This window comes from Curtobacterium sp. MCLR17_036 (assembly GCF_003234445.2).
Lineage (GTDB): Bacteria > Actinomycetota > Actinomycetes > Actinomycetales > Microbacteriaceae > Curtobacterium.
In genome coordinates, this window is the sequence record NZ_CP126269.1 from 1336111 (window position 1) to 1354731 (window position 18621).

Sequence of the window (18621 nt, forward strand, 5' to 3'; positions counted from 1 at the left end):
CTACGAGCCAGGCGGAGAGGTCCCTGGGAATCCGACGGGTGTCGTCTCGTAGAAGGGAGGCATGCCCCACCACCCCGACGACCGCCCGCTCATCGGACCGGTCCGGTCGCCCGAGGTGCACTGCATGACGCTCAACGTGCGTCGCCGCGTGCCGCGGCCGCCGTCCCACCCGGACGCCTGGGAGCGACGCCGCGACGCCGTGATCGCGCTCATCGCCTCCGAAGCGCCCACCGTCCTCGCCGTCCAGGAGGCCCTGCCCAGCCAGGCCGCCGACCTCACCGCCGCCCTCGGGTCCGGTTGGGAACCCGTGCTGGTCGGCCGCGGACGCAGCGGCGGGGGCGAGCAGGTCGGGCTGTTCCTCGACCGCTCCCGCCTCGACGTCGTCGAACAGCGCACGTGGGCGCTCTCCCGCACCCCCGCGAGACCCGGGTCCCGCTCGTGGGCCACGTCCTTCTCGCGGCACGCCGTCGGCGCCGTCGTCGACGACCGGGCGACCGGCGTGCGGTTCCTGGCGATCGCGACGCACCTCGACGTCGCCTCGCCGTGGGCCCGGCTCCGGTCCGCCGGACTGCTCGGGCGCATCGTCCGGCAGCGCGGCCTGCCCGCGGTCGTCATGGCTGACTGGAACAGCCCAGCGGGGTCCGCACCGTGGCGAGCACTGGCGGACGCCGGTGTCGTCGACAGCTGGCACCGGGCCTCCCGTCAGGTCGGCGAGGCGTACGGGACGTACCCGCACTACCGGAGCCCCCGTGTCGGCGACCGGCGCATCGACGGCGTGCTCGTGACCGACGAGGCGGAGGTGGAGCGGGTCGCCGTCTCCGACCGGCGGCCGGGCCGGGTCTGGCCCTCTGACCACGCGGCCGTGCACGCGGTCGTGCGGTGGGCGTCGTGATCCGCTCGCTCGGGCCGACGTTCCTGCGGCCGCGGTTCCTGGCGGCCGACGTGGTGCGTGCCCTGACCCTCGTCAGCCTCGTCGTGGCGAGCATCGGGTGGGGCGGGACCGCGCTGCCGGTGATGGCCCTGTCGCTGCTCGGGGTCGTCGTGCCGCGGATGCTCGGACTGCGGCCCGCGTTCGACATCGCCGTCTGCGTGCTCGTGCTCCTCGCCGGGTGGTCGAGCGTGCTCGAGTGGTACACGACCGTCTTCCTCTGGGACAAGTTCATGCACGTCGTCCTGACCGGGCTGCTCGCGGCGGTGCTGTACGTCATCGGCTCGGACCTGCGGGCGGTCCCGGCGCCGCACGCCGAGCGCCGGGTCGTCGTCGCGGTCCTCGCGCTCGCCGCGGGCCTGGCCATCGGTGCCGCGTGGGAGATGGGGGAGTGGCTCGGCCACAACTTCGTCGACTCGGCGATCTTCGTCGGCTACGACGACACGATCGGCGACCTGGCGGCGGACGGCGCCGGCGGGCTGCTCCTCGGGCTCGGGCTGCCGTGGCTCGCGGCCCGGCGCGAGGTGGTGCAGCCGACTCGCCGTGGCACGGAGGCGGCCTGACGTCCGCTATGCTGGACCGGTCGCTCGCGCTCCGGTCGGACGCGGGCGAGGATCCTCCGGGATCCTGAGCCCCTCGGGGCTCACGGGCTGTGGCGCAGCTTGGTAGCGCACTTGACTGGGGGTCAAGGGGTCGCAGGTTCAAATCCTGTCAGCCCGACCGGGACGCCGGCTCGGACATCGTCCGACACCGGTCGCAACGCAGAAGCCCACCGATGACCTCGGTGGGCTTCTGCGTTGCGTGGTGGCAGCGACGTGTCGAGCGCCGCGCCCGTCGCTCATCCGGAGACGGCTGCGGCCCTCCGGCGTCGGTCGATCCGGCCGATGACGAGGGCGACGACCGTACCCAGGAGTGCGCCGATCGTGTTCATGAACCAGTCGTTCGTGTCGCAGCGTCGACCGAGTGCCGGCGCGAGGGCCTGCACGACCTCGATGACGGCGGAGAGCGCGACCGTGCCGGCGAGGACGGTGAGCGGTCGGTCCGTCGCCGCCCCGAGGAAGAGCGCGAGCGGCAGCAGCAGCGCGACGTTGGCGAGGGTGTCGAGGCCCTGGAACGGCACGGAGAACTGCACGGTGCACGTGACGCCACCCGTCCGGACCCCGTCGGGCAGCAGGGTGAGTGCGAGCACCGCGACGAGCGACAGCCCCGACAGGCCCAGCAGCACGCCGCGGAGCCGCAGCCGGTGGAGTGCCCAGGCCAGCACGGCCGCGATGGCGACCGCCATCCAGAAGGCAGGACGGACCAGGGGTGCGTGCTCGACGAGGAACGTGGAGATCACAGGGTGCCTTCGTGGTCGAGTCGGTCGAGCCAGATCCGCATGAGCGCGGTCTCCTCGGGGAGCAACGCGCTCGATCCGTCGTCGTCGAGCCGGGCGCGGAGCTGGCGACGAGCAGCCGCGTCGACGTCGTCCTGGTCGCGGGCGGACGCCTCGACGAGGACGGCGTCGAGGACCGCGTCCCGGAGCGCGTCGTCCTCGGCACTGTCCGGACCCGTCGTGGTCATCCGGTGGAGCGCGAGTCCGACGTTGGCGGCGAGCAGCATCGTCGCTGCGACGGGGACGTCGACGCGGAGCAGGCCCGCGGCCGCGCACCGGGTCAGCGTCCGTTCGAGCAGAGCGGTCAGGCCGTCCCGCGCGGAACTGCTCGCCCACGGCCGCGGAGCGAACATCAGCCGGTAGAGGGCGGCGTGCTCCCGAGCGAACGCGAGGTGGTCGTCCCACCCACGGCGCAGGTCCGCTGCCGGGTCGTCGGACACCTCGAGCTCGGCCTTCCGTGCGGTGTACCGCTGCAGGCCCGTCTCGGCGAGGGCGTCGAGGAGCCCGCGCTTGTCGCCGAAGATCCGGTAGAGCACGGGCTGGGTCACGCCGGCCGCTTCGCAGACCGCTCGGGTGGCGACGTCCCCGTCGGGGGCCGTGACCAGCTGGTCCTCCGCTGCGCGGAGCAGGGCGCTGCGGAGCGCTTCGTCAGATCGGGCCATGCACCGATCGTAGCGCAGTTTGTACCGTTGATCGTAACCGTGCTACGTTCTGCCGTAGCGCCGAAATGCCCGGCGCGTATCACTGAAAGGAACCCCGATGAGCACCACTCCTCGCCGGATCGCCGTGGTCACCGGCGGCTCTCGCGGCATCGGCCGCGCCGTCTCGACCCGGCTCGCCGCGGACGGCTTCACGGTCGTCGTCAACCACGCCAGCGGGACGGCCGCCGCCGACGCCACCGTCGCCGAGATCGAGCGGACGGGCGGCCGTGCCGTCGCCGTGCAGGCCGACGTCGCGGACGAGCACGCCGTCGCCGCGATGTTCGACCGGGTCGAGGCCGAACACGGCGGCGTCGACGTCGTCGTGCACTCCGCCGGCCGCCTGGCGCTGTCGACGATCGCCGACCAGGACCTCGACGTCCTCGACGCACTGCACCGGACGAACATCCGCGGCACCTTCGTCGTCGCGCAGCAGGCCGCCCGTCGTCTCCGGGCCGGCGGGGCGTTCGTCGGCATGTCGACGTCGGTCGTCGGGACGCAGTTCCCGACCTACGGTGCCTACGTCGCGAGCAAGAGCGCGGTCGAGGGCATGACGCTGATCCTCGCGAAGGAACTCCGCGGCCGGGACGTCACCGCGAACGTGGTGGCCCCGGGGCCGACGGCGACCGAGCTGTTCCTGGACGGCAAGACGCAGGAGCAGATCGACACCCTGGCGAAGGTCCCGGCCCTCGAACGGCTCGGCACGCCGGAGGACATCGCCGGTGTCGTCGCGTTCCTCGCCGGGCCCGACGGGCACTGGGTCAACGGCCAGACCATCCGCGCCAACGGCGGGATGGTCTGATGCCGACGCCGCGGGTCGTCCTCGTCACGGGCGCGTCGAGCGGCTTCGGCCGGCTGACGGCGGAGTCGCTCGCGCGGGCGGGACACGTCGTCGTCGCCGGGATGCGAGCGGTCGACGGCCGGAACGCGCCCGCCCGCGCCGCGCTCGACGACCTCGCCGTGCGCGAGGGCCTGCAGCTCGGCGCGGTCGAGCTCGACGTGCAGTCGGAGCAGTCCGTCGACGAAGCGGTCAGCGCCGTGATCCGCGCGCACGGGCGCATCGACGTGCTGGTGCAGAACGCCGGCCACATGGCCTACGGCCCGGCCGAGGCGTTCACGCCGGAACAGTTCGCCGCCCTGTACGACGTCAACGTCGTCGGCGCCCAGCGCGTCGCACGTGCCGTCCTGCCACACCTGCGTGCGCGCCGGTCCGGACTCGTCGTCTGGGTCGGCAGCTCGTCCACCCGCGGCGGCCACCCGCCGTTCCTCGCCCCGTACTTCGCGGCGAAGGCCGGCATGGACGCCCTGGCCGAGAGCTACGCGGCGGAACTGATCCGCTTCGGCATCGACACCACGATCGTGGTCCCCGGCGCCTTCACCTCGGGCACGAACCACTTCACGAACGCCGCCGTCCCGACGGACACCGCCCGCATCGACGAACACGACACGGAGTACGGGGCGCTCCGGCGCGACCTGACCGACCGCCTCGCCGCGATCGTGCCCGCCGAAGCCGACGTGCAGGACGTCGCCGACGAGATCGTGCGCGTGGTCGGCCTGCCGGACGGCGGCCGCCCGTACCGCACCCACGTCGATCCCTCGCGCGACGGCAGCGAGGTCGTCTCGGCGGTCGCGGACCGCATCCGGACCGAGTTCTACCACCGCGTCGGCATCGAGGACCTCCTGTCCTCGCACGCCGCACTCTGACCCCCCGGACCGCCCGGGACACCCCACCGAGAGGAACACCATGCCCTTCGCCAACATCAAGGTCCCCGCTGACACCCTGACCGCCGAGTCGAAGAAGAAACTGCAGGACGCCGTCACCGACGCCATCGTCGACGTCTACGGCGAACGTGCCCGCCCGACGACGCTCGTCATCCTCGACGAGGTGGCCGACGGCGGCTGGATGCTCGGCGGCACCGTCCTCAACGAGGCGCTGCTCGGCCGCGTCTGAGGGCGCTGCGCGGGCGTCCGACGCACGCGACCGACGGACGGGAGGCCCGGTGCCAGCTGGCACCGGGCCTCCCGTCCGTCATCGGTCGCGCCCAGGGCGCGGGATCAGACGGACTCAGCCACGCGCTCGGCGTCGCCGGTTCCGCAGCGTCAGGACCACCCCGCCGGCGGCGAGCAGCGCGGCTGCGAGCAGCCCGATCGGGAGCAGGTTCGCTCCCGTCCAGGCGAGCGCACCGCCCGGGTCGCTGCCGGCCGCGGTGCCGCCGGTGCCCGGCGACGCGGCGCCGGTGCCATCGGTCGGCGTGCCGCCCGGCGCGGTGGCACCCGGTGTGCTGGGCGTCGGCGACGCGGTCGGTGCGGGCGCGGCAGCGGCGGCCGTGACGGTGAAGGCCGTCCTGGCGAGGACGTCCCCGCCGACCGAGGCGGTGACGGTGACGCGACCGGAGGCCGTCGTCGGGATCCGCAGGTCGGCCGAGAACGCACCGGCCGCGTCGGTGTGGGCGGTGGCCGTCCCGATCCGCGGTGCGGTGGACAGGGCCACGTCGGCGTCGGCCGGGAAGCCGCTGCCGGTGACGGTCTGCGTGGCCCCGGCGCGGACCGACGGGGACTCGACGCGGAGCACCGGGGTCGCCGCCGCCTCGCTGCTGAAGCGCACGACCGTGCGCTCGGTCACGGACCGCTCGTCGACCGGCACGCTGATGGTGCGCGTGTCGGCGTCGTAGCTCCAGGCGCCCTGCGCGACCACGCGGCCGTCGACGGTGACGGTGCGGGGCCGGTCGGCGTTCGTGAACGTCGCCGTCCACGAGCGGTCCTGCACCTGGCCGGCGAAGCTCCCGTCGACGGGCGCGATGTCGAGCTCGCCGCCGGTTGCCTGCTGCGTGTAGTGGACGGCGGTCGAGGCGCTGCCCGAGGCGGCCTTGGTGGCCGCCTTCCTCACCGTGGTGCCGCTGTCCTCGCCCGCGTCCTCGTGCAGGTCGAAGGTGCCGTCCGCACCGGTCGCCACCGTCAGCGTGACGGCGTCGAGCGGTGCGGCGTCGTTCCGCACCTGCTCCGAGCGGGTGGGGACGATCCCGCCGCTCTTCACGAACACGGGCATGGCGTCGAGGCCGGTCGTGACGTCGGCGGTGGTGCCGCCCGCGTAGGTCTCGCCCGTGAACCAGTCGGTCCACGAGCTGCCTGCCGGGAACCACACGGAGCGGGTGGCCGTGCCGGTCTTGTCGTTCGCGGTCGTCACCGGGGCGACGAGCACGTCCGGGCCGTACAGGTACTCGGAGCCGGCCTGCGCGTAGGACTCCTGCGCGTCCGGGTACTGCAGGTAGAGCGGCTGCAGGATCGGGGTGCCGGTCTCGGTCGCCTGGGCGGCGAGGGTGTAGGTCAGCGGGACCAGGGCCTCGCGCAGGTTCAGGAACTGCTTCGCCGAGGCCTCCGCCGCGGCCGGGTACTGCCAGGGCAGCCGGTCGCTGTGGTTGCTGTGCAGGCGGTCGATCGGCTGGAAGGCACCGAGCTGCACCCAACGCGCGTAGAGGTCCTCGGGCAGCTGGGTTGTGCCCTCCTCGGCGCCCTCGATGCCGTACTGCGCACCGTTGTGGCCGCCGATGTCGTGGCTGACCGATGCCAGGCCGGTCGCCGCGGACTCACCGGGGGTGTAGCCGACCTCGGCGAGCAGCATGTCCCACGACGACGTGGTGTCGCCGGTGAAGTGCACGGTCGTGCGCTTGTCCGCCCACGGTCCGGTCGGCACCGCCTGCGGGTTGCCGTAGCCGCCGGCGGTCAGCGAGCCGTACGCCCGCGAGAACGCCAGACCGCGGCCGCCGAGCTGCTCGTCGGTGTACTTCGCGTACTGCTGGTTGATGAACGCGTCGGGGGTGACGCCGTTCGCCGAGTACTTCGAGTTCTCGCTGCAGCACCAATCGAGCCACCACATGTCGACGCCTTCCGGCTGCATCGAGCCGTGCAGGTCGAAGTAGGCCTCGAGCTGGTCGGGGTCGGACCAGTCGAACAGGTACCGGTCGCCGTCGCCCTTCGTCAGCTTGCCCTTCGCGGTGGCCTGCGCCTCGGCGAACTTCGGGTCCTTGCTCGAGATCGACGGGTGGATGTTGAGGGTGTTGTGGATGCCCTCGGCGTGCCAGTCGGCGAGCAGGCTCGTCATGTCCGGGATGCGGGCCGGGTCGACCGACCAGCCGTCCCACTTGCTGTCGCCCTCGTTGGTGGGGCTGCCGATCTTGTAGTCGGTGTCGATGGCCATGACGTCGACGGGCACGTCCTCGTCGGCGAACCGCTTCGCGATCGCCAGGTAGTCGGCCTGCGAGCGGTCGTAGTACTCGGAGTACCAGACGCCGTACGCCCAGCGGGGCAGCAGCTTGGTCGGGCCGGTCAGGACGGCGAGCTCCTGCAGCGCGTGGCGGTGGTCGGTGCCGTACCCGAACACGTAGCCGTCCTGGTACGACTTGCCGCCGTGGTCTCCGGCGGGCGTGACGGTGTCGGTGCGCTGGTCGTACAGGGCCGAGGCACTGTCGTCGAGGAGCGACCAGCCGTCCTGGTAGAGCAGGCCCGGGTTCGTCTTCACGGCACCGTTCGCGGTGTCGAGGTCACGGCGGTAGCCGCCGAGCGGGGCGTGCGCGGCGAGCACGGGCGACCCGGCGTCGACCACGGCGACCGTGTCGAAGTTGACGTTGCAGTTGTTCGCCACGGTCGGGCAGCCGATCACGACGTCGTTCGCCCCGGCGGCCAGGTGCACCGGCACGGTGACGGTGTTCCAGTAGTCCCAGCCGCTGGTGCGGGGGAGCTCGGCGGTGGTGGCCTGCTGGCCGGCCGGCGCCGCGGTGAGCGTGGGCGTGCCGGCGGAGCCGTTCGCGTAGCGGACCTGCAGCGCGTAGTCGCCGGCGGCGGGCACGTCGGTGACGTGGGTCGTCAGCTGTGCGCCGGCGCGCTCGAACCCGGCGACGAAGCCGGACCCGGCGGCGCCGTTGTGGTTCGTCGCCGTGGTCGCCGGGGCGGTGCGTGCCGAGTCCTCGGCCTGGCAGACCGTGCCGAAGGCGCAGTCCTCGCCGCTGACCGTGGTCGACGGTGCCGGGTAGGCGTCGCCGGCCGGCACGAGGGCCAGGCTGTCGACGTTCACGCGGCCGGAGTCGCTCGCGGTGCGTTCGATGCGGACGCGGTGCTCGCCCGCGGGCAGGTCGAGCGTCGTGGCGGCGGTGGTCTTCCAGTCGTCCCAGTTCTGCCCCGGTGCCAGGCTGATGGTCTTCGGGGCGCCGCCGTCGACGGTCACGCTCAGGGTGCGGGTGGCGACCTGACCGTCACCGCCCTGCGAGTTCGCGTACCGCAGGGCGAGGTCGTACGAACCGGCGCGCGGGGCCGTCGTCGTGAAGGTCATGGCGTTGCCGACCGACTCGAAGCCCGCGGCGAAGCCGGCCCCGGTGAAGCCGGTGTGGTCGGTGGCGAGGGACAGGCCGGTGAGGCCGAGCGTCTCGGCCTCGCACAACGTGCCGATCGCGCACGACGGGGTGGGCGTCGACACCCACGGCGTGCCGGTGACCCGCTGCCCGGACGGCAGGGTCAGCGTCGTCTGCAGCGTGTCCTGCGTGAACGCGCCGGAGCCCTCCTTGTACCGGACCGTCATCGCGCCGGTGTCGAGCGTCAGCCAGCCGTCGCGTTCGGACTTCGTGAACGGCGTCGGCGCGAAGTCGTCGCGGCCGATGACGTTGAAGGTGCTGCCGTCGGTGAACGTCGAGTCGCCGGCGTACTCGGTGCGGATGAGGGTGGGGGAGAGCACCTCGAACCGGGCCTGCCCGGAGACGACGGTGCGGTCGGCTGCCGGGTCCGCGGCGGCCGGGATCGCAGCGATGCCGACCAGGCCGAGCGCGGTCGCCGCGATGATCGCCGAGGACAGCGCACGGCGCGGCCCTCGGGAGCGGAAGGAGATGGGGCGCAAGTGGGTGCTCCTCGTGGACGACGTCGTCCATCGGGCCGTGCGACGGCCGGGATCTCGGGTCGCCACCACGACGACCCGTTTACAACGCTGTAAACCATACGGCTCGGATGGCCCCCGAGGAAGGGGCACGAGGGGCGTCTCGTTTCGCGGACTCCAGCCGGCTCCCGACGCGGACGACCGGTCTTCCATGGGCGGACCTGGTGACCCGCGCCCACCGGTCGGCGGGGCGGTCGGCGCGACCACGGGCGGACGGGAGGCACGTGCCGGTCCGGCACCGCGCCTCCCGTCCGCATCGTGGCCGGTCCCGGCGCTGTGGCGGCGGGGGACAGCGCCTCAGCGCGTTCTCGGCCACGGCGGCGTTGCATGGGCGCATGAAGTACGTGGTCTACGGCGAGAACAAGGTGATGACCGGCGACGCGATCGCGGAGGCGGTGCTCGCCTACGCGGCGGCGCTCGGCGAGAACGGGACGACGGACATCGTCGAGATCCCGACTGCGGACCAGGACGGCCTCGCGGCCACCGCGCAGGTGCTGCTCGGTCCGGCGTCCCAGGTGATGATCGAGGTCGCCCCCGAGGACGAGCTCGAGCCCGAGGACGAGGACCTCGTGAACGAGCTCACGCGTCGCACGGCGGAGGTCGGTGGGAGCCGCTTCGTCGACGCGGCGTCGTCGCACTCGGACGACCCGGCCGCACGGGAGCTGCGCACCGACCCGCCGTCGGAGGACTGACCTCCACGCGGCCGGCGCTGAGCGGGCGCTGACCGTCCGCACCCGCTGCGGCGCGCTCCGCGATGCGCTACGGTGTGCTGCAGAGGGAAAAATCCCGCACTGCTCAGGCAGTGCGGAAGCGCGCACGCGTCTCACGGGAGTCGCCACTTCTTCATCGAAGGAGTGCGCCCGTGACCGTCCGATCCCCTCTGCCGACCGGCACCTCGAAGCCGCCGGACCGCCTCCGCGACGCGTGGGTCGCGTTGACCGGCCTGTCCGCGGTGTTCCTGTTCGAGATGCTCGACAACTCGGTGCTGAACGTCGCGCTGCCCACCATCGGCCGCGACCTCGCAGCGTCGACCTCCGCGCTGCAGTGGGTGACCGGCGCCTACTCGGTCGCCTTCGGCGGCCTCATGCTCCTCTTCGGCGCCGTGGCCGACCGGTTCGGTCGACGCCGGGTCATGCTCGTCGGGCTCGTGCTGCTCGCGGTCGCCAGCGTGTCGACGCTCGTCGTGGACTCGGTCGGCGGGCTCATCGCTGTCCGCGCCCTGATGGGCGTCGCGGCGGCCATGACCACGCCCGGGTCGATGGCGCTCGCCTTCCGGCTCTTCGACACCGACGGCCTGCGCGTCCGGGCGCTCACCGTCGTCTCGACCGCCGGGCTCGTGGGCCTGGCGGTCGGGCCGACGATCGGTGGGTTCGTCCTCGCGGTCGCGCCGTGGCAGGTGCTCGTCGTCGCCAACGCTCCGATCGCCGCCGTCGCGTTCCTCGGCATCCGTGCCGGGGTCGCAGCCGACCCGCCGGAGGACCTGCGGCGCGACCCGGTCGACCTGGCCGGGGCACTGCTCGGCGCCGTCGCGGTCGTCGGGGTCCTCGTCACGCCGACCGTCCTGGTCGCGGGCAGCGGGGGAGCGGCCGCCTGGGGAGCACTCGCCGTGACCGTGGGCGCCGGGGTCGCGTTCGTGCTGCGCGAGCGTTCCGCGCGCCACCCCCTGCTCGACCTCCACCTCGTCGCACGCCCCCTGGTCGCGAGCGGTCTGGCGTACAAGGCCGCCGCGGGCCTCGCGATGGCCGGCCTGTCGACGATGGTGACGCTGCAGCTCCAGCTCGTCTGGGGCTGGTCACCCGTGCTCGCCGCCGTCGGGACGCTGCCGCAGGTGCTGGTGCTCCTGCTCAGCGGGCGCTTCGTCGGCCCGTTCGTCCGCCGGGCCGGACTCGGGCGAGCGGGGTGGACGAGCGCCACCGCGGTCGTCCTCGGCCTGGCCGTGTTCGCCGCGGCCGGCCGCTTCGGCTACCCGTCCGTCCTGGTCGCGCTCGTCCTCGTCGCCGCGGGGATGCGGGTGGTCGGTGCGGTCGCCGGCAACAACGTCCTCGCCGGCCTGCCCGCCGACCGGACCTCGGTCGGAGCGGCTCTCGTCGACACCGCCGGAGAGCTCGCGACGGCCGTCGGCGTGACCGTGACCGGCGCGGTCCTGGCGGGCCTCGTCAGCGGCAGCATCACCGCGACCGTGACCTCGCCCGACCGGAGCGCGTCCATCGGCACGGCGCTCGCCGTCGCCGCCGGCGCGGTCACGGTCCTCGCCGCGGTGCTCGTCGGCGTCGGACTGGCGCGCGCCCGGGCCGGGACCGCCGTGCCCGTGCCACGGACACCCAGCACCGACCGGCCGGTCGCCACCACCACCACCAACACCTCCACCACCACGACCACGACCACGATGCAGGAGCCCTCCGATGTCTGAGCCCACCGTCCGCCCGCCGTTCGACCCCGAGCTCACCGGCTTCCTCGACGCCGTCGCGTCCCGCGGCGCGTTCACCCTGACCGAGGACATGCTGCCCGGCATGCGGCAGCTCGACGTCACCGAGGACGTCCTCGACGCGCGACTGCGGGAACGGGGACTCGAGCGGTCCAGCGTCACCGTGCCCGGGCACCGCGGCGACCCGATCACCCTCGCGGTCATCCGGCGCACCGGCAGGACCGGGCCGACGACGGCCGTCTACACGATCCACGGCGGAGGCATGGCCTTCGGGCACCACCTCGGCAACCTCGAATCGTACGACGGGTGGCTCCTCGACCACGACGTGGTCCTGGTCAGCGTCGACTACCGGCTCGCACCCGAGCACCCCGACCCGTACCCCGTCGAGGACTGCTACGCCGGCCTCGTCTGGGTCGCGGAGCACGCCGACGAGCTCGGGGTGGACCCGGCACGGATCGTCATCGCCGGGCAGAGCGCCGGCGCCGGTCTCGCCGCGGGGACGGCCCTGCTGGCACGTGACCGCCGCGGGCCGTCGCTCGCGGCGCAGATCCTGGTCTCGCCGATGCTCGACGACCGCGACGCCACCGTCTCGGCGGCGCAGATCGACGGCGTCGGGATCGCCGACCGGCAGATGACCCGGTTCGGGTGGCAGGCGTACCTGGGACCGCGTCGCGGTACCGACGACGTCTCGGTGTACGCCGCGCCGGCACGGGCGACCGACCTGTCCGGGTTGCCGGCGACCTACCTGGACTGCGGCAGTGCCGAGGTCTTCCGCGACGAGACCGTCGCCTACGCCAGCGCGCTCTGGGCAGCCGGTGTCGACGCCGAGCTGCACGTCTGGCCGGGCGCCTTCCACGGCTTCACGAGCATGGTGCCGCAGGCCACCGTGTCGAAGCGGGCGACGGCGGCCCTGGCGGACTGGACCCGGCGGCTGCTCGGCGAGCCAGAGCCGGTCGCGCGCCGGACCTGACCGCGCCGGGCCTGATCACTCCGGGCCTGACCGCTCCGGGCCTGATCGACCCGCAGCGTGCGGACCGGGAGGGCGTCGGGGTGCCCGTCGCCCTCCCGGTCAGCGTGCAGGTGTCAGGCGGAGCGACGACGGCGCACGGCGGTCCAGCCGAGCAGACCGCCGCCGAGTGCGACGGCCACCGCGGCCCCCGCTCCGACCCCCAGGCCGACGGGCGAGCCGGTGTACGCGAGCTCTCCCGTGGCGGAGGGCCCGGTGCCGCTGTCCGTCCCGCCGACGACGGCCGGGGTGGGCGTGGCCGCGGCCGTGGCCACCGGCGTGCTGCCCGTGGCGGGGAGCGGGGTGGGCGGGGCGACGACGGGCGTCGCGGACGTGGTCGGCGGCGTGCTGGCCGTGGGCGTCGGCGGCGTGCTTGCCGTGGGCGTCGCTGGTGCGCTCGGCGTGGGCGTCGTGCTGGGGGTCGGGGTGCCGGTCGGCTCCGGCGTCACCGGGGCGCTCGGCGTCGGGGTGGCGGTCGCGGTCGGGATGCACGCGGCGTCCGAGGCTCCGGAGTACGTCCGGTCGAAGCGCGTGTCGCCGTCGCCCGACGTGACCGCGACGGACCAGGTGTGGGTGGTCGTCCCGTCGAGCGCGTAGTGGTGGTCGTAGCCCTCGCGGCCGAACGTGGTCGTGCCCTGGTCTTCGCCGTCCAGCACGACGTCGGCGGTCGAGCCCGACGGGTAGCTCGTCAGGCTGACGTGCAGGTCGGTACAGGTGGCCGAGACGACCGGGGTGTGCGCCGAGGCGATGCCGGCGACCGCGACGGCCGCGATCCCGCCGGCGACGATCGAGACGGCGGCACCGCTGAGGATGCGCGTGGTGGTGCGTTGCATGGTGTTCTCCGTTGGGTTCGGGTCCTTCACGGAGGGCCTGCCGAGCGACCGACAGGCGTCGCCGCAGCACGGCGTCGCCGGGGGCGGTGCCGTTCTGCGGTGGATGCGGACGTCGGGTGAACTCGGGCAGTTCCGTCCTGGTGACCCCCGATCGGGGGTCGGAGGTACGTTAGCAGATCTCATGTTCGGCCGTTCCGGGTCGGATCCGGCCGAGGGGTTGCACCTGCCGCAGCGTCATGTGGTCGGGTGGTCCCATGACCGCGACACCGAACCACGACCCGTCCGGACAACTGGTCGTCACGCCACCGCGACGGGTCGGGATCGGTGACGCCGCCGCGTTCGTCGGGACGACGCCGAGGGCCATCCGGCACCACCACGCGATCGGCCTGCTGCCGGAGCCGGAGCGGGGGAGCGACGGTCGTCGCCGCTACGGACCGGACGAGATCACCCGGCTGCTCTGGATCCGCAGGATGGCGGACGCCGGGATCGCCCTCGCGGACATCCGCGACGCGTTCGGCGACGCGCCCGTCGACGCAGCGGAGTCCTCCGCCGAGCCGGGCGTCGAGGCCGTCCTCGAGCGGCTCGAGCGCGCCCTCGTCGCGAAGCAGGCGGCGCTGGAACGGCAGCGCGACGCCGTTCGGCGGATGCGGGCCCGGGGTGCCCGCCTGGGCCTGCTCGCCGACGTCGTCGCCGGCCGGCTCGACGCGCTGCCCGAGGGAGCCCTCCGCCGGCAGGACGTCGACACCCTGCTCGTCACCGAGCGCGTGTTCGGTCCCCTCGGGGCGGCCGTGCAGGCGAGTCGGTTCATCGCGTTGGCGAGCGATCCGGAGCTGCGCGCGGCGTCCGACCGCGTGGACGCTACCGAAGCAGCGCTCGACGACACGGTGGACGTGGACGACCCACGGGTGGCTGAGGTCGCCGCCGATCGTGCTGCGTTCGAACGCATGCTGCACGCGGCCGTCGACGCGACCGGACTGTCCGACGCCGAGGACGCGCTCTTCGACGACGACGACAGCGGCGACGGCGACGGCGACGACGGCGGCGACGTCAAGCCCGCGCCCGACGGCGTCGCGGACCCGGGTGGCGACCGCCAGGCACGGGTGATGAGCGCGGCCGGAGCGATCAGCCGGCTGCCCCTCGACTTCTCGCCGGCACGCCTGCGGAGTGCGGCCCTCGCCGCGGCGCTCGCCGCCGACGAACCGCCGACGGGCAGCGCCACGGACGGCGGCTGACGCCGACGTCCCGTGCGACGCGCCCACGGAGGTGCCAGACTGGCCGCATGGGGGGACCATCACGACGAGCGCGCGTGCTCGCGACGACCACGGCCATCACCTGCGCGGCGATCCTGGTGGGCTGCAGCTCCGGCGGCGGCGAACCGCAGGGCAGCGGCGACGGATCGGCACGGGCGGGCGCGCCGACCTCGACGCCGACCCCGACCCCGACCGCTGTGTTCACCGAGGATGCCCTGCGCTCGGCGGTCCTCACCACGAGCGAGCTCCCCGTGGGCGGGTGGACCGAGAAGCCCGACACGAGCGGCGGCGACGGCAGTGGCGGTACCACCTCGCGCGATGCCGAGAGCCCCGGCGCCTGTGCGGCGGACTTCTCCGAGGTCGTCCCCGACGGGTTCGCGGACGTGCCCGAGGTCGGGGCCGACTGGACCCGCGAGTCGACGTCGTCGTTCCTGTCCACCGGTGTCGTCGCCGACCCAGAGGCCGCCGAGCACGTGCGGGCCATCGCCGCGGCCGTCGCGGATTGCCCCACGGACGGCGCGACCTACACGATCGACGGCCAGCAGCAGCGCATCACGACGGTGCCGCTCGACCTCGGCGAGTGGGGATCGGTGTCGTCCTGCATCCGGTACGAGCTGAACTCGTCGACCTCGGTGGTCGGCGAGACCTGCATGGTCGCCGGGGAAGGGTTCCTCGCGACGGTGACCGTCGGGTCCCCGTACTCGTTCGGCGTGCCGGAGGACGACGAGCTCCGCACGATCGTCGACGCGGCGGTGCGGAAGGCGGAGCGCGCGCTGGCCTGACGGGCTGCACCCGCGTTCCGCCCGGGGCGTACCGGGCGCGCGCTGGTCTGACGGCCGCACCCGCGTCCGGCCGGGGCGTTCCGGGCGGGAGGCGCGGGTCGGCGTCCCCCGTGCCTCCCGTCCGGCGGGTCGTCCGTTGCGCACCCCGCGCGATTACAACGTTGACTTTGCTTTTACAGCGCTGTAATGATGGACCGGCGCGACGACGCGCACAGAGGGAGTGACCCGATGGTGGGAAGCAGGACCGGAACGCGAGCGGCCGTGAGTCGACGGGGGTTCCTCGCCGGCGCAGCCGGCGGGATCGCACTCGGCACGATGGCGCTCGCGGGCTGCGCGACCCCGCGCGCCGCGGCCGGCGGCACGACGACGCTGCGCTTCTACGAGCAGAAGCAGGAGGTGATCGCCTACTTCGACGACCTGCTGCGCCGGTTCGAGGGCGCGAAGCCGCGGTTGACCGTCGTGCACGACACGACCACGGCGATCGCCCCGCAGTTCGTGCGCGGCGAGCCCGCCGACGTCGGCTGCTTCAACGACAACCTCGAGCTCGCGCGGTACATCGAACGCGGCGTGCTCAGCGACCTCTCCGACCTGCCGTCGGCGGCGCGGGTACGACCCGACGTCGACACCCTGACGAACCAGTACGCCCGGTTCGAGGACCGCACGAGCGTGCTGCCGTACTCGCTGGCGGCCGCCGGGGTCATCTACAACAAGCGGATCTTCGCCGACCACGACCTGCCCGTCCCGACCACCTGGGACGACTTCGTCGAGGTGTGCCGGACGCTCCAGAAGGCCGGCGTCACCCCGATCTACGCCACCGACCGCGACACCTGGACGCTGTGGCAGGGTCTGTTCGACTACTCCGTCGGCAGCCTCGTCGACACCGGCACGTTCTTCCGGAAGATGAAGGCGCAGGGCACCGACATCGGACCGGACTCCGAGGTCTCGTTCGAGCAGGACTTCGCGGTCCCGATGGAGCGCGCGAAGACCATCTCGTCGTTCTTCAACCCCGACCACGCCACCCGCGCCTACGCCGACGGCAACCTCGCGTTCGGACAGGGCAAGGCCGCGATGTACCTGCAGGGGCCGTGGGCGCTCGGCCAGATCGCGCTCATCGACGAGGACCTCGAGGTCGGCACGTTCGCCCTGCCGGTGTCGAACGACCCGGGGGACCGGAAGGCCCGCGTCAACATCGACCTCGGGCTCTGGATCCCGACGGCCTCGCAGCACCAGGACGAGGCCCGCGAACTGGTCGAGTTCCTCATGCAGCCCGAGGTCATCGACGCGTACAACGACGACAACCTGGCGTACTCGCCGACGAAGGACGCCCCGCCGCAGCAGGACGAGCGGCTCGCCGGTCTGCAGCAGTACGTCGACGACGCCGCCTTCTACCAGGGGGCCGGCACGTTCATCCCCGCCTCGATCCCGCTCGGCAACTACCTGCAGTCCGCGATCCGCAGCGGCGACTTCACCTCGATGCTGCGCCGGCTCGACGCGGACTGGCGGCGTCTCGCCGGCCGGTCGGCGACGGTCTGACCCGGACAGGAGCCACCATGACCATGCAGACACCGCTCTCCCGCGACACCGACCCGGCGACGTCCGGACCGGCGACCGCGGCCGCCCGCACGCACCGCCGCGTCGGGTCCCTCAAGCGCACCGAGGGCATGTACTACCTGTTCCTCGTGCCGGCCCTCGTGCTGTTCACGGCGTTCGTCGTCGCACCCGCGTGCGTCGGCATCTTCTACAGCTTCACCGACTACCTCGGCTTCGGGCAGTGGCAGTTCCTCGGCATCGAGAACTACCGGGCGCTCGTCTCCGACCCCGCGATCATCGGGTCCTACGGGTTCACGCTCGGCTTCGCGGTGGTGACCGTCATCGTCACCCAGGTCATCGCCCTCGCACTGGCGATCGCCCTGGCGAAGCGCGTGCGGTTCGCCGCCGGGCTGCGCTCCGTCTTCGTCATCCCGATGGTGATCTCCGGCATCGTCGTCGCCTACGTCTTCAACTACCTGTTCTCGAACACGGTGCCGGCCCTCGCCACGGGCGTCGGCTTCGGGCCGCTCCAGCAGAGCATCCTCGGCGACCCGAACCTCGCCTGGCTCGCGATCGTCATCGTGTCCGCCTGGCAGACGGTCCCGGGGGCACTGCTCATCTACACGGCGGGGCTCACCTCGATCCCCGAGGACCTGTACGAGGCCAGCGCGCTCGACGGCGCCACCGGCTGGAAGCAGCTCCGCGCGATCACCCTGCCGCTGCTCGGCGGCTTCATCGTCATCAACACGGTGCTCGGCGTGAAGGGCTACCTCGGGGCGTACGACGTCATCGTCGGCCTCACCAACGGTGGACCCGGCAGCGCGACGAGCAGCGTCGCGATGACCATCTTCGGCGGCTTCACCGGGGGCGACTACGCCTACCAGATGGCGAACGCGACCGTGTTCTTCGTCATCACCGTCCTCATCTCCGTGCTGCAGCTCGCGGCGACCCGCGGAAGGAACCTGCGTCTCGCATGACCGCCACCGACACCCGCACCCTCACCACCGCCGACACCGGCCGTCCGGGCCGCCCGCGCCGGCACCGCCTCGGCGGCACGAACTGGACGCTCACGATCGTCCTCGGCCTCGCGTCGCTGACCGTCCTCATCCCGCTCTACGTCACGGTCGCGATGGCGTTCAAGACGAGCGCACAGTCCGTCGACGGCAACGCGCTGTCGCTGCCGTTCCCGTTCAACCCGGGCTCCTTCGCCGAGGCGTGGCAGCTCACCCGCTTCCCGGTGTCCTTCACCGTGTCGCTCGGCGTCGCCGCGCTCACCGTCGTCGCGACGCTGCTGCTCAGCTCGTTCGCCTCGTACGCGATCGTCCGGAACTGGCACCGCCGGTTCTTCCGCTGGTCGTTCGTGTACCTGCTCGCGGCGATGTTCCTGCCGTTCCCCGTCGTCGCGCTGCCGCAGATCAAGCTCACCGCCGAGATGGGGCTCGACAACCCGGTCGGCGTCGGGATCCTGCACGCCATGTTCCAACTGTCGTTCAGCGTGCTGCTCTACTCGGCGTACCTGCGGTCGATCCCCGTCGAGCTCGAGGAGAGCGCCCGCATCGACGGCGCGTCCACGTGGCAGATCTTCTGGCGCATCATCCTGCCGCTCCTCGGCCCGATGAACGCGACCGTCGGCATCTTCGCCTTCCTGGCGTCCTGGAACGACTTCATGATGCCGTCGCTCATCACCGCGGACCCGGCACTGCAGACGCTCCCCGTGGTGCAGAACATCTTCCAGAGCAAGTTCGGCACGAACTACAACGTCGCCTTCGCCTCGTACCTGATGGCGATGGCCCCGACGATCATCGTCTACCTGTTCGCGCAGCGCTGGGTCATCAGCGGCGTGACGCAGGGCGCGGTCAAGAGCTGAGGGACAGCGA

Annotated in this window: 17 protein-coding genes and 1 tRNA gene; 14 read left to right on the forward strand and 4 right to left on the reverse strand. The window is 72.9% G+C overall.

Features of this window, described 5'->3' with window-relative positions:
• Positions 1–61: 61 nt before the first annotated feature.
• The 3 genes from DEI99_RS06330 to DEI99_RS06340 all read left to right on the forward strand — a co-directional run bounded on the left by DEI99_RS06330 (position 62) and on the right by DEI99_RS06340 (position 1648).
• A complete protein-coding gene (locus tag DEI99_RS06330; RefSeq protein ID WP_111042191.1) occupies positions 62–892 on the forward strand; it encodes an endonuclease/exonuclease/phosphatase family protein in 831 nt (276 codons plus the stop codon).
• Positions 889–1491: a DUF2238 domain-containing protein gene (locus DEI99_RS06335; RefSeq protein ID WP_146247147.1), complete on the forward strand. Its 603-nt coding sequence runs from the start codon at positions 889–891 to the stop codon at positions 1489–1491. The genes DEI99_RS06330 and DEI99_RS06335 overlap by 4 nt, the downstream gene beginning before the upstream one ends.
• A gap of 83 nt (positions 1492–1574) precedes the next feature.
• Positions 1575–1648, forward strand: a tRNA-Pro gene (locus DEI99_RS06340).
• Between the two features lie 118 nt (positions 1649–1766).
• Here the strand turns inward: DEI99_RS06340 and DEI99_RS06345 are convergent.
• Together DEI99_RS06345 and DEI99_RS06350 are read right to left on the reverse strand one after the other, a co-directional pair.
• Positions 1767–2267: a VanZ family protein gene (locus DEI99_RS06345; RefSeq protein ID WP_111042193.1), complete on the reverse strand. Its 501-nt coding sequence runs from the start codon at positions 2265–2267 to the stop codon at positions 1767–1769.
• Entirely contained in the window at positions 2264–2965 is a 702-nt protein-coding gene (locus DEI99_RS06350) for a TetR/AcrR family transcriptional regulator (protein ID WP_111042194.1), read from the reverse strand. The genes DEI99_RS06345 and DEI99_RS06350 overlap by 4 nt, the downstream gene beginning before the upstream one ends.
• Positions 2966–3062: 97 nt before the next feature.
• On the opposite strand from DEI99_RS06350, the gene DEI99_RS06355 reads away from it, so the two are divergent.
• Genes DEI99_RS06355 through DEI99_RS06365 form a run of 3 tightly spaced genes read left to right on the forward strand, consistent with a single transcriptional unit; the run spans position 3063 to position 4952 of the window.
• Positions 3063–3803 carry an SDR family oxidoreductase gene (locus tag DEI99_RS06355; protein WP_111042195.1) on the forward strand — a complete coding sequence of 247 codons (741 nt, stop codon included), beginning with the start codon at positions 3063–3065 and terminating at the stop codon, positions 3801–3803.
• Positions 3803–4705, forward strand: coding sequence for an SDR family oxidoreductase (locus tag DEI99_RS06360; protein WP_111042196.1), 903 nt, complete (start codon positions 3803–3805; stop codon positions 4703–4705). Before DEI99_RS06355 ends, DEI99_RS06360 begins: the two co-directional genes overlap by 1 nt.
• A gap of 40 nt (positions 4706–4745) precedes the next feature.
• On the forward strand, positions 4746–4952 hold the full coding sequence (locus DEI99_RS06365) for a tautomerase family protein (protein ID WP_071253526.1): 207 nt from the start codon (positions 4746–4748) through the stop codon (positions 4950–4952).
• Positions 4953–5066: 114 nt separating this feature from the next.
• Here DEI99_RS06365 and DEI99_RS06370 read toward each other — a convergent pair whose 3' ends face one another.
• Entirely contained in the window at positions 5067–8882 is a 3816-nt protein-coding gene (locus tag DEI99_RS06370) for a TIM-barrel domain-containing protein (protein ID WP_284180967.1), read from the reverse strand.
• Between the two features lie 371 nt (positions 8883–9253).
• On the opposite strand from DEI99_RS06370, the gene DEI99_RS06375 reads away from it, so the two are divergent.
• From DEI99_RS06375 to DEI99_RS06385, 3 genes are all read left to right on the forward strand, one after another.
• Positions 9254–9610 (forward strand): hypothetical protein, encoded by a 357-nt coding sequence (locus tag DEI99_RS06375; RefSeq protein WP_111042198.1) that lies wholly within the window; start codon positions 9254–9256, stop codon positions 9608–9610.
• A 170-nt stretch (positions 9611–9780) separates the two neighbouring features.
• Entirely contained in the window at positions 9781–11328 is a 1548-nt protein-coding gene (locus DEI99_RS06380; RefSeq protein ID WP_258369467.1) for an MFS transporter, read from the forward strand.
• The gene (locus DEI99_RS06385; RefSeq protein WP_111042202.1) at positions 11321–12313 is read left to right on the forward strand and encodes an alpha/beta hydrolase; all 993 of its coding nucleotides are present in this window, start codon (positions 11321–11323) and stop codon (positions 12311–12313) included. The genes DEI99_RS06380 and DEI99_RS06385 overlap by 8 nt, the downstream gene beginning before the upstream one ends.
• A gap of 113 nt (positions 12314–12426) precedes the next feature.
• Here DEI99_RS06385 and DEI99_RS06390 read toward each other — a convergent pair whose 3' ends face one another.
• Entirely contained in the window at positions 12427–13182 is a 756-nt protein-coding gene (locus tag DEI99_RS06390; RefSeq protein WP_284180968.1) for a hypothetical protein, read from the reverse strand.
• A gap of 254 nt (positions 13183–13436) precedes the next feature.
• On the opposite strand from DEI99_RS06390, the gene DEI99_RS06395 reads away from it, so the two are divergent.
• The 5 genes from DEI99_RS06395 to DEI99_RS06415 all read left to right on the forward strand — a co-directional run bounded on the left by DEI99_RS06395 (position 13437) and on the right by DEI99_RS06415 (position 18611).
• On the forward strand, positions 13437–14414 hold the full coding sequence (locus tag DEI99_RS06395) for a helix-turn-helix domain-containing protein (protein WP_111043060.1): 978 nt from the start codon (positions 13437–13439) through the stop codon (positions 14412–14414).
• A 74-nt stretch (positions 14415–14488) separates the two neighbouring features.
• Positions 14489–15214, forward strand: a complete 726-nt coding sequence (locus tag DEI99_RS06400; protein WP_111043061.1) for a hypothetical protein — start codon at positions 14489–14491, stop codon at positions 15212–15214.
• A gap of 261 nt (positions 15215–15475) precedes the next feature.
• Positions 15476–16747 (forward strand): ABC transporter substrate-binding protein, encoded by a 1272-nt coding sequence (locus DEI99_RS06405; RefSeq protein WP_111043062.1) that lies wholly within the window; start codon positions 15476–15478, stop codon positions 16745–16747.
• Between the two features lie 17 nt (positions 16748–16764).
• The gene (locus DEI99_RS06410) at positions 16765–17721 is read left to right on the forward strand and encodes a carbohydrate ABC transporter permease (protein WP_071296922.1); all 957 of its coding nucleotides are present in this window, start codon (positions 16765–16767) and stop codon (positions 17719–17721) included.
• The gene (locus DEI99_RS06415; protein WP_111043063.1) at positions 17718–18611 is read left to right on the forward strand and encodes a carbohydrate ABC transporter permease; all 894 of its coding nucleotides are present in this window, start codon (positions 17718–17720) and stop codon (positions 18609–18611) included. The genes DEI99_RS06410 and DEI99_RS06415 overlap by 4 nt, the downstream gene beginning before the upstream one ends.
• Positions 18612–18621: the final 10 nt, after the last annotated feature.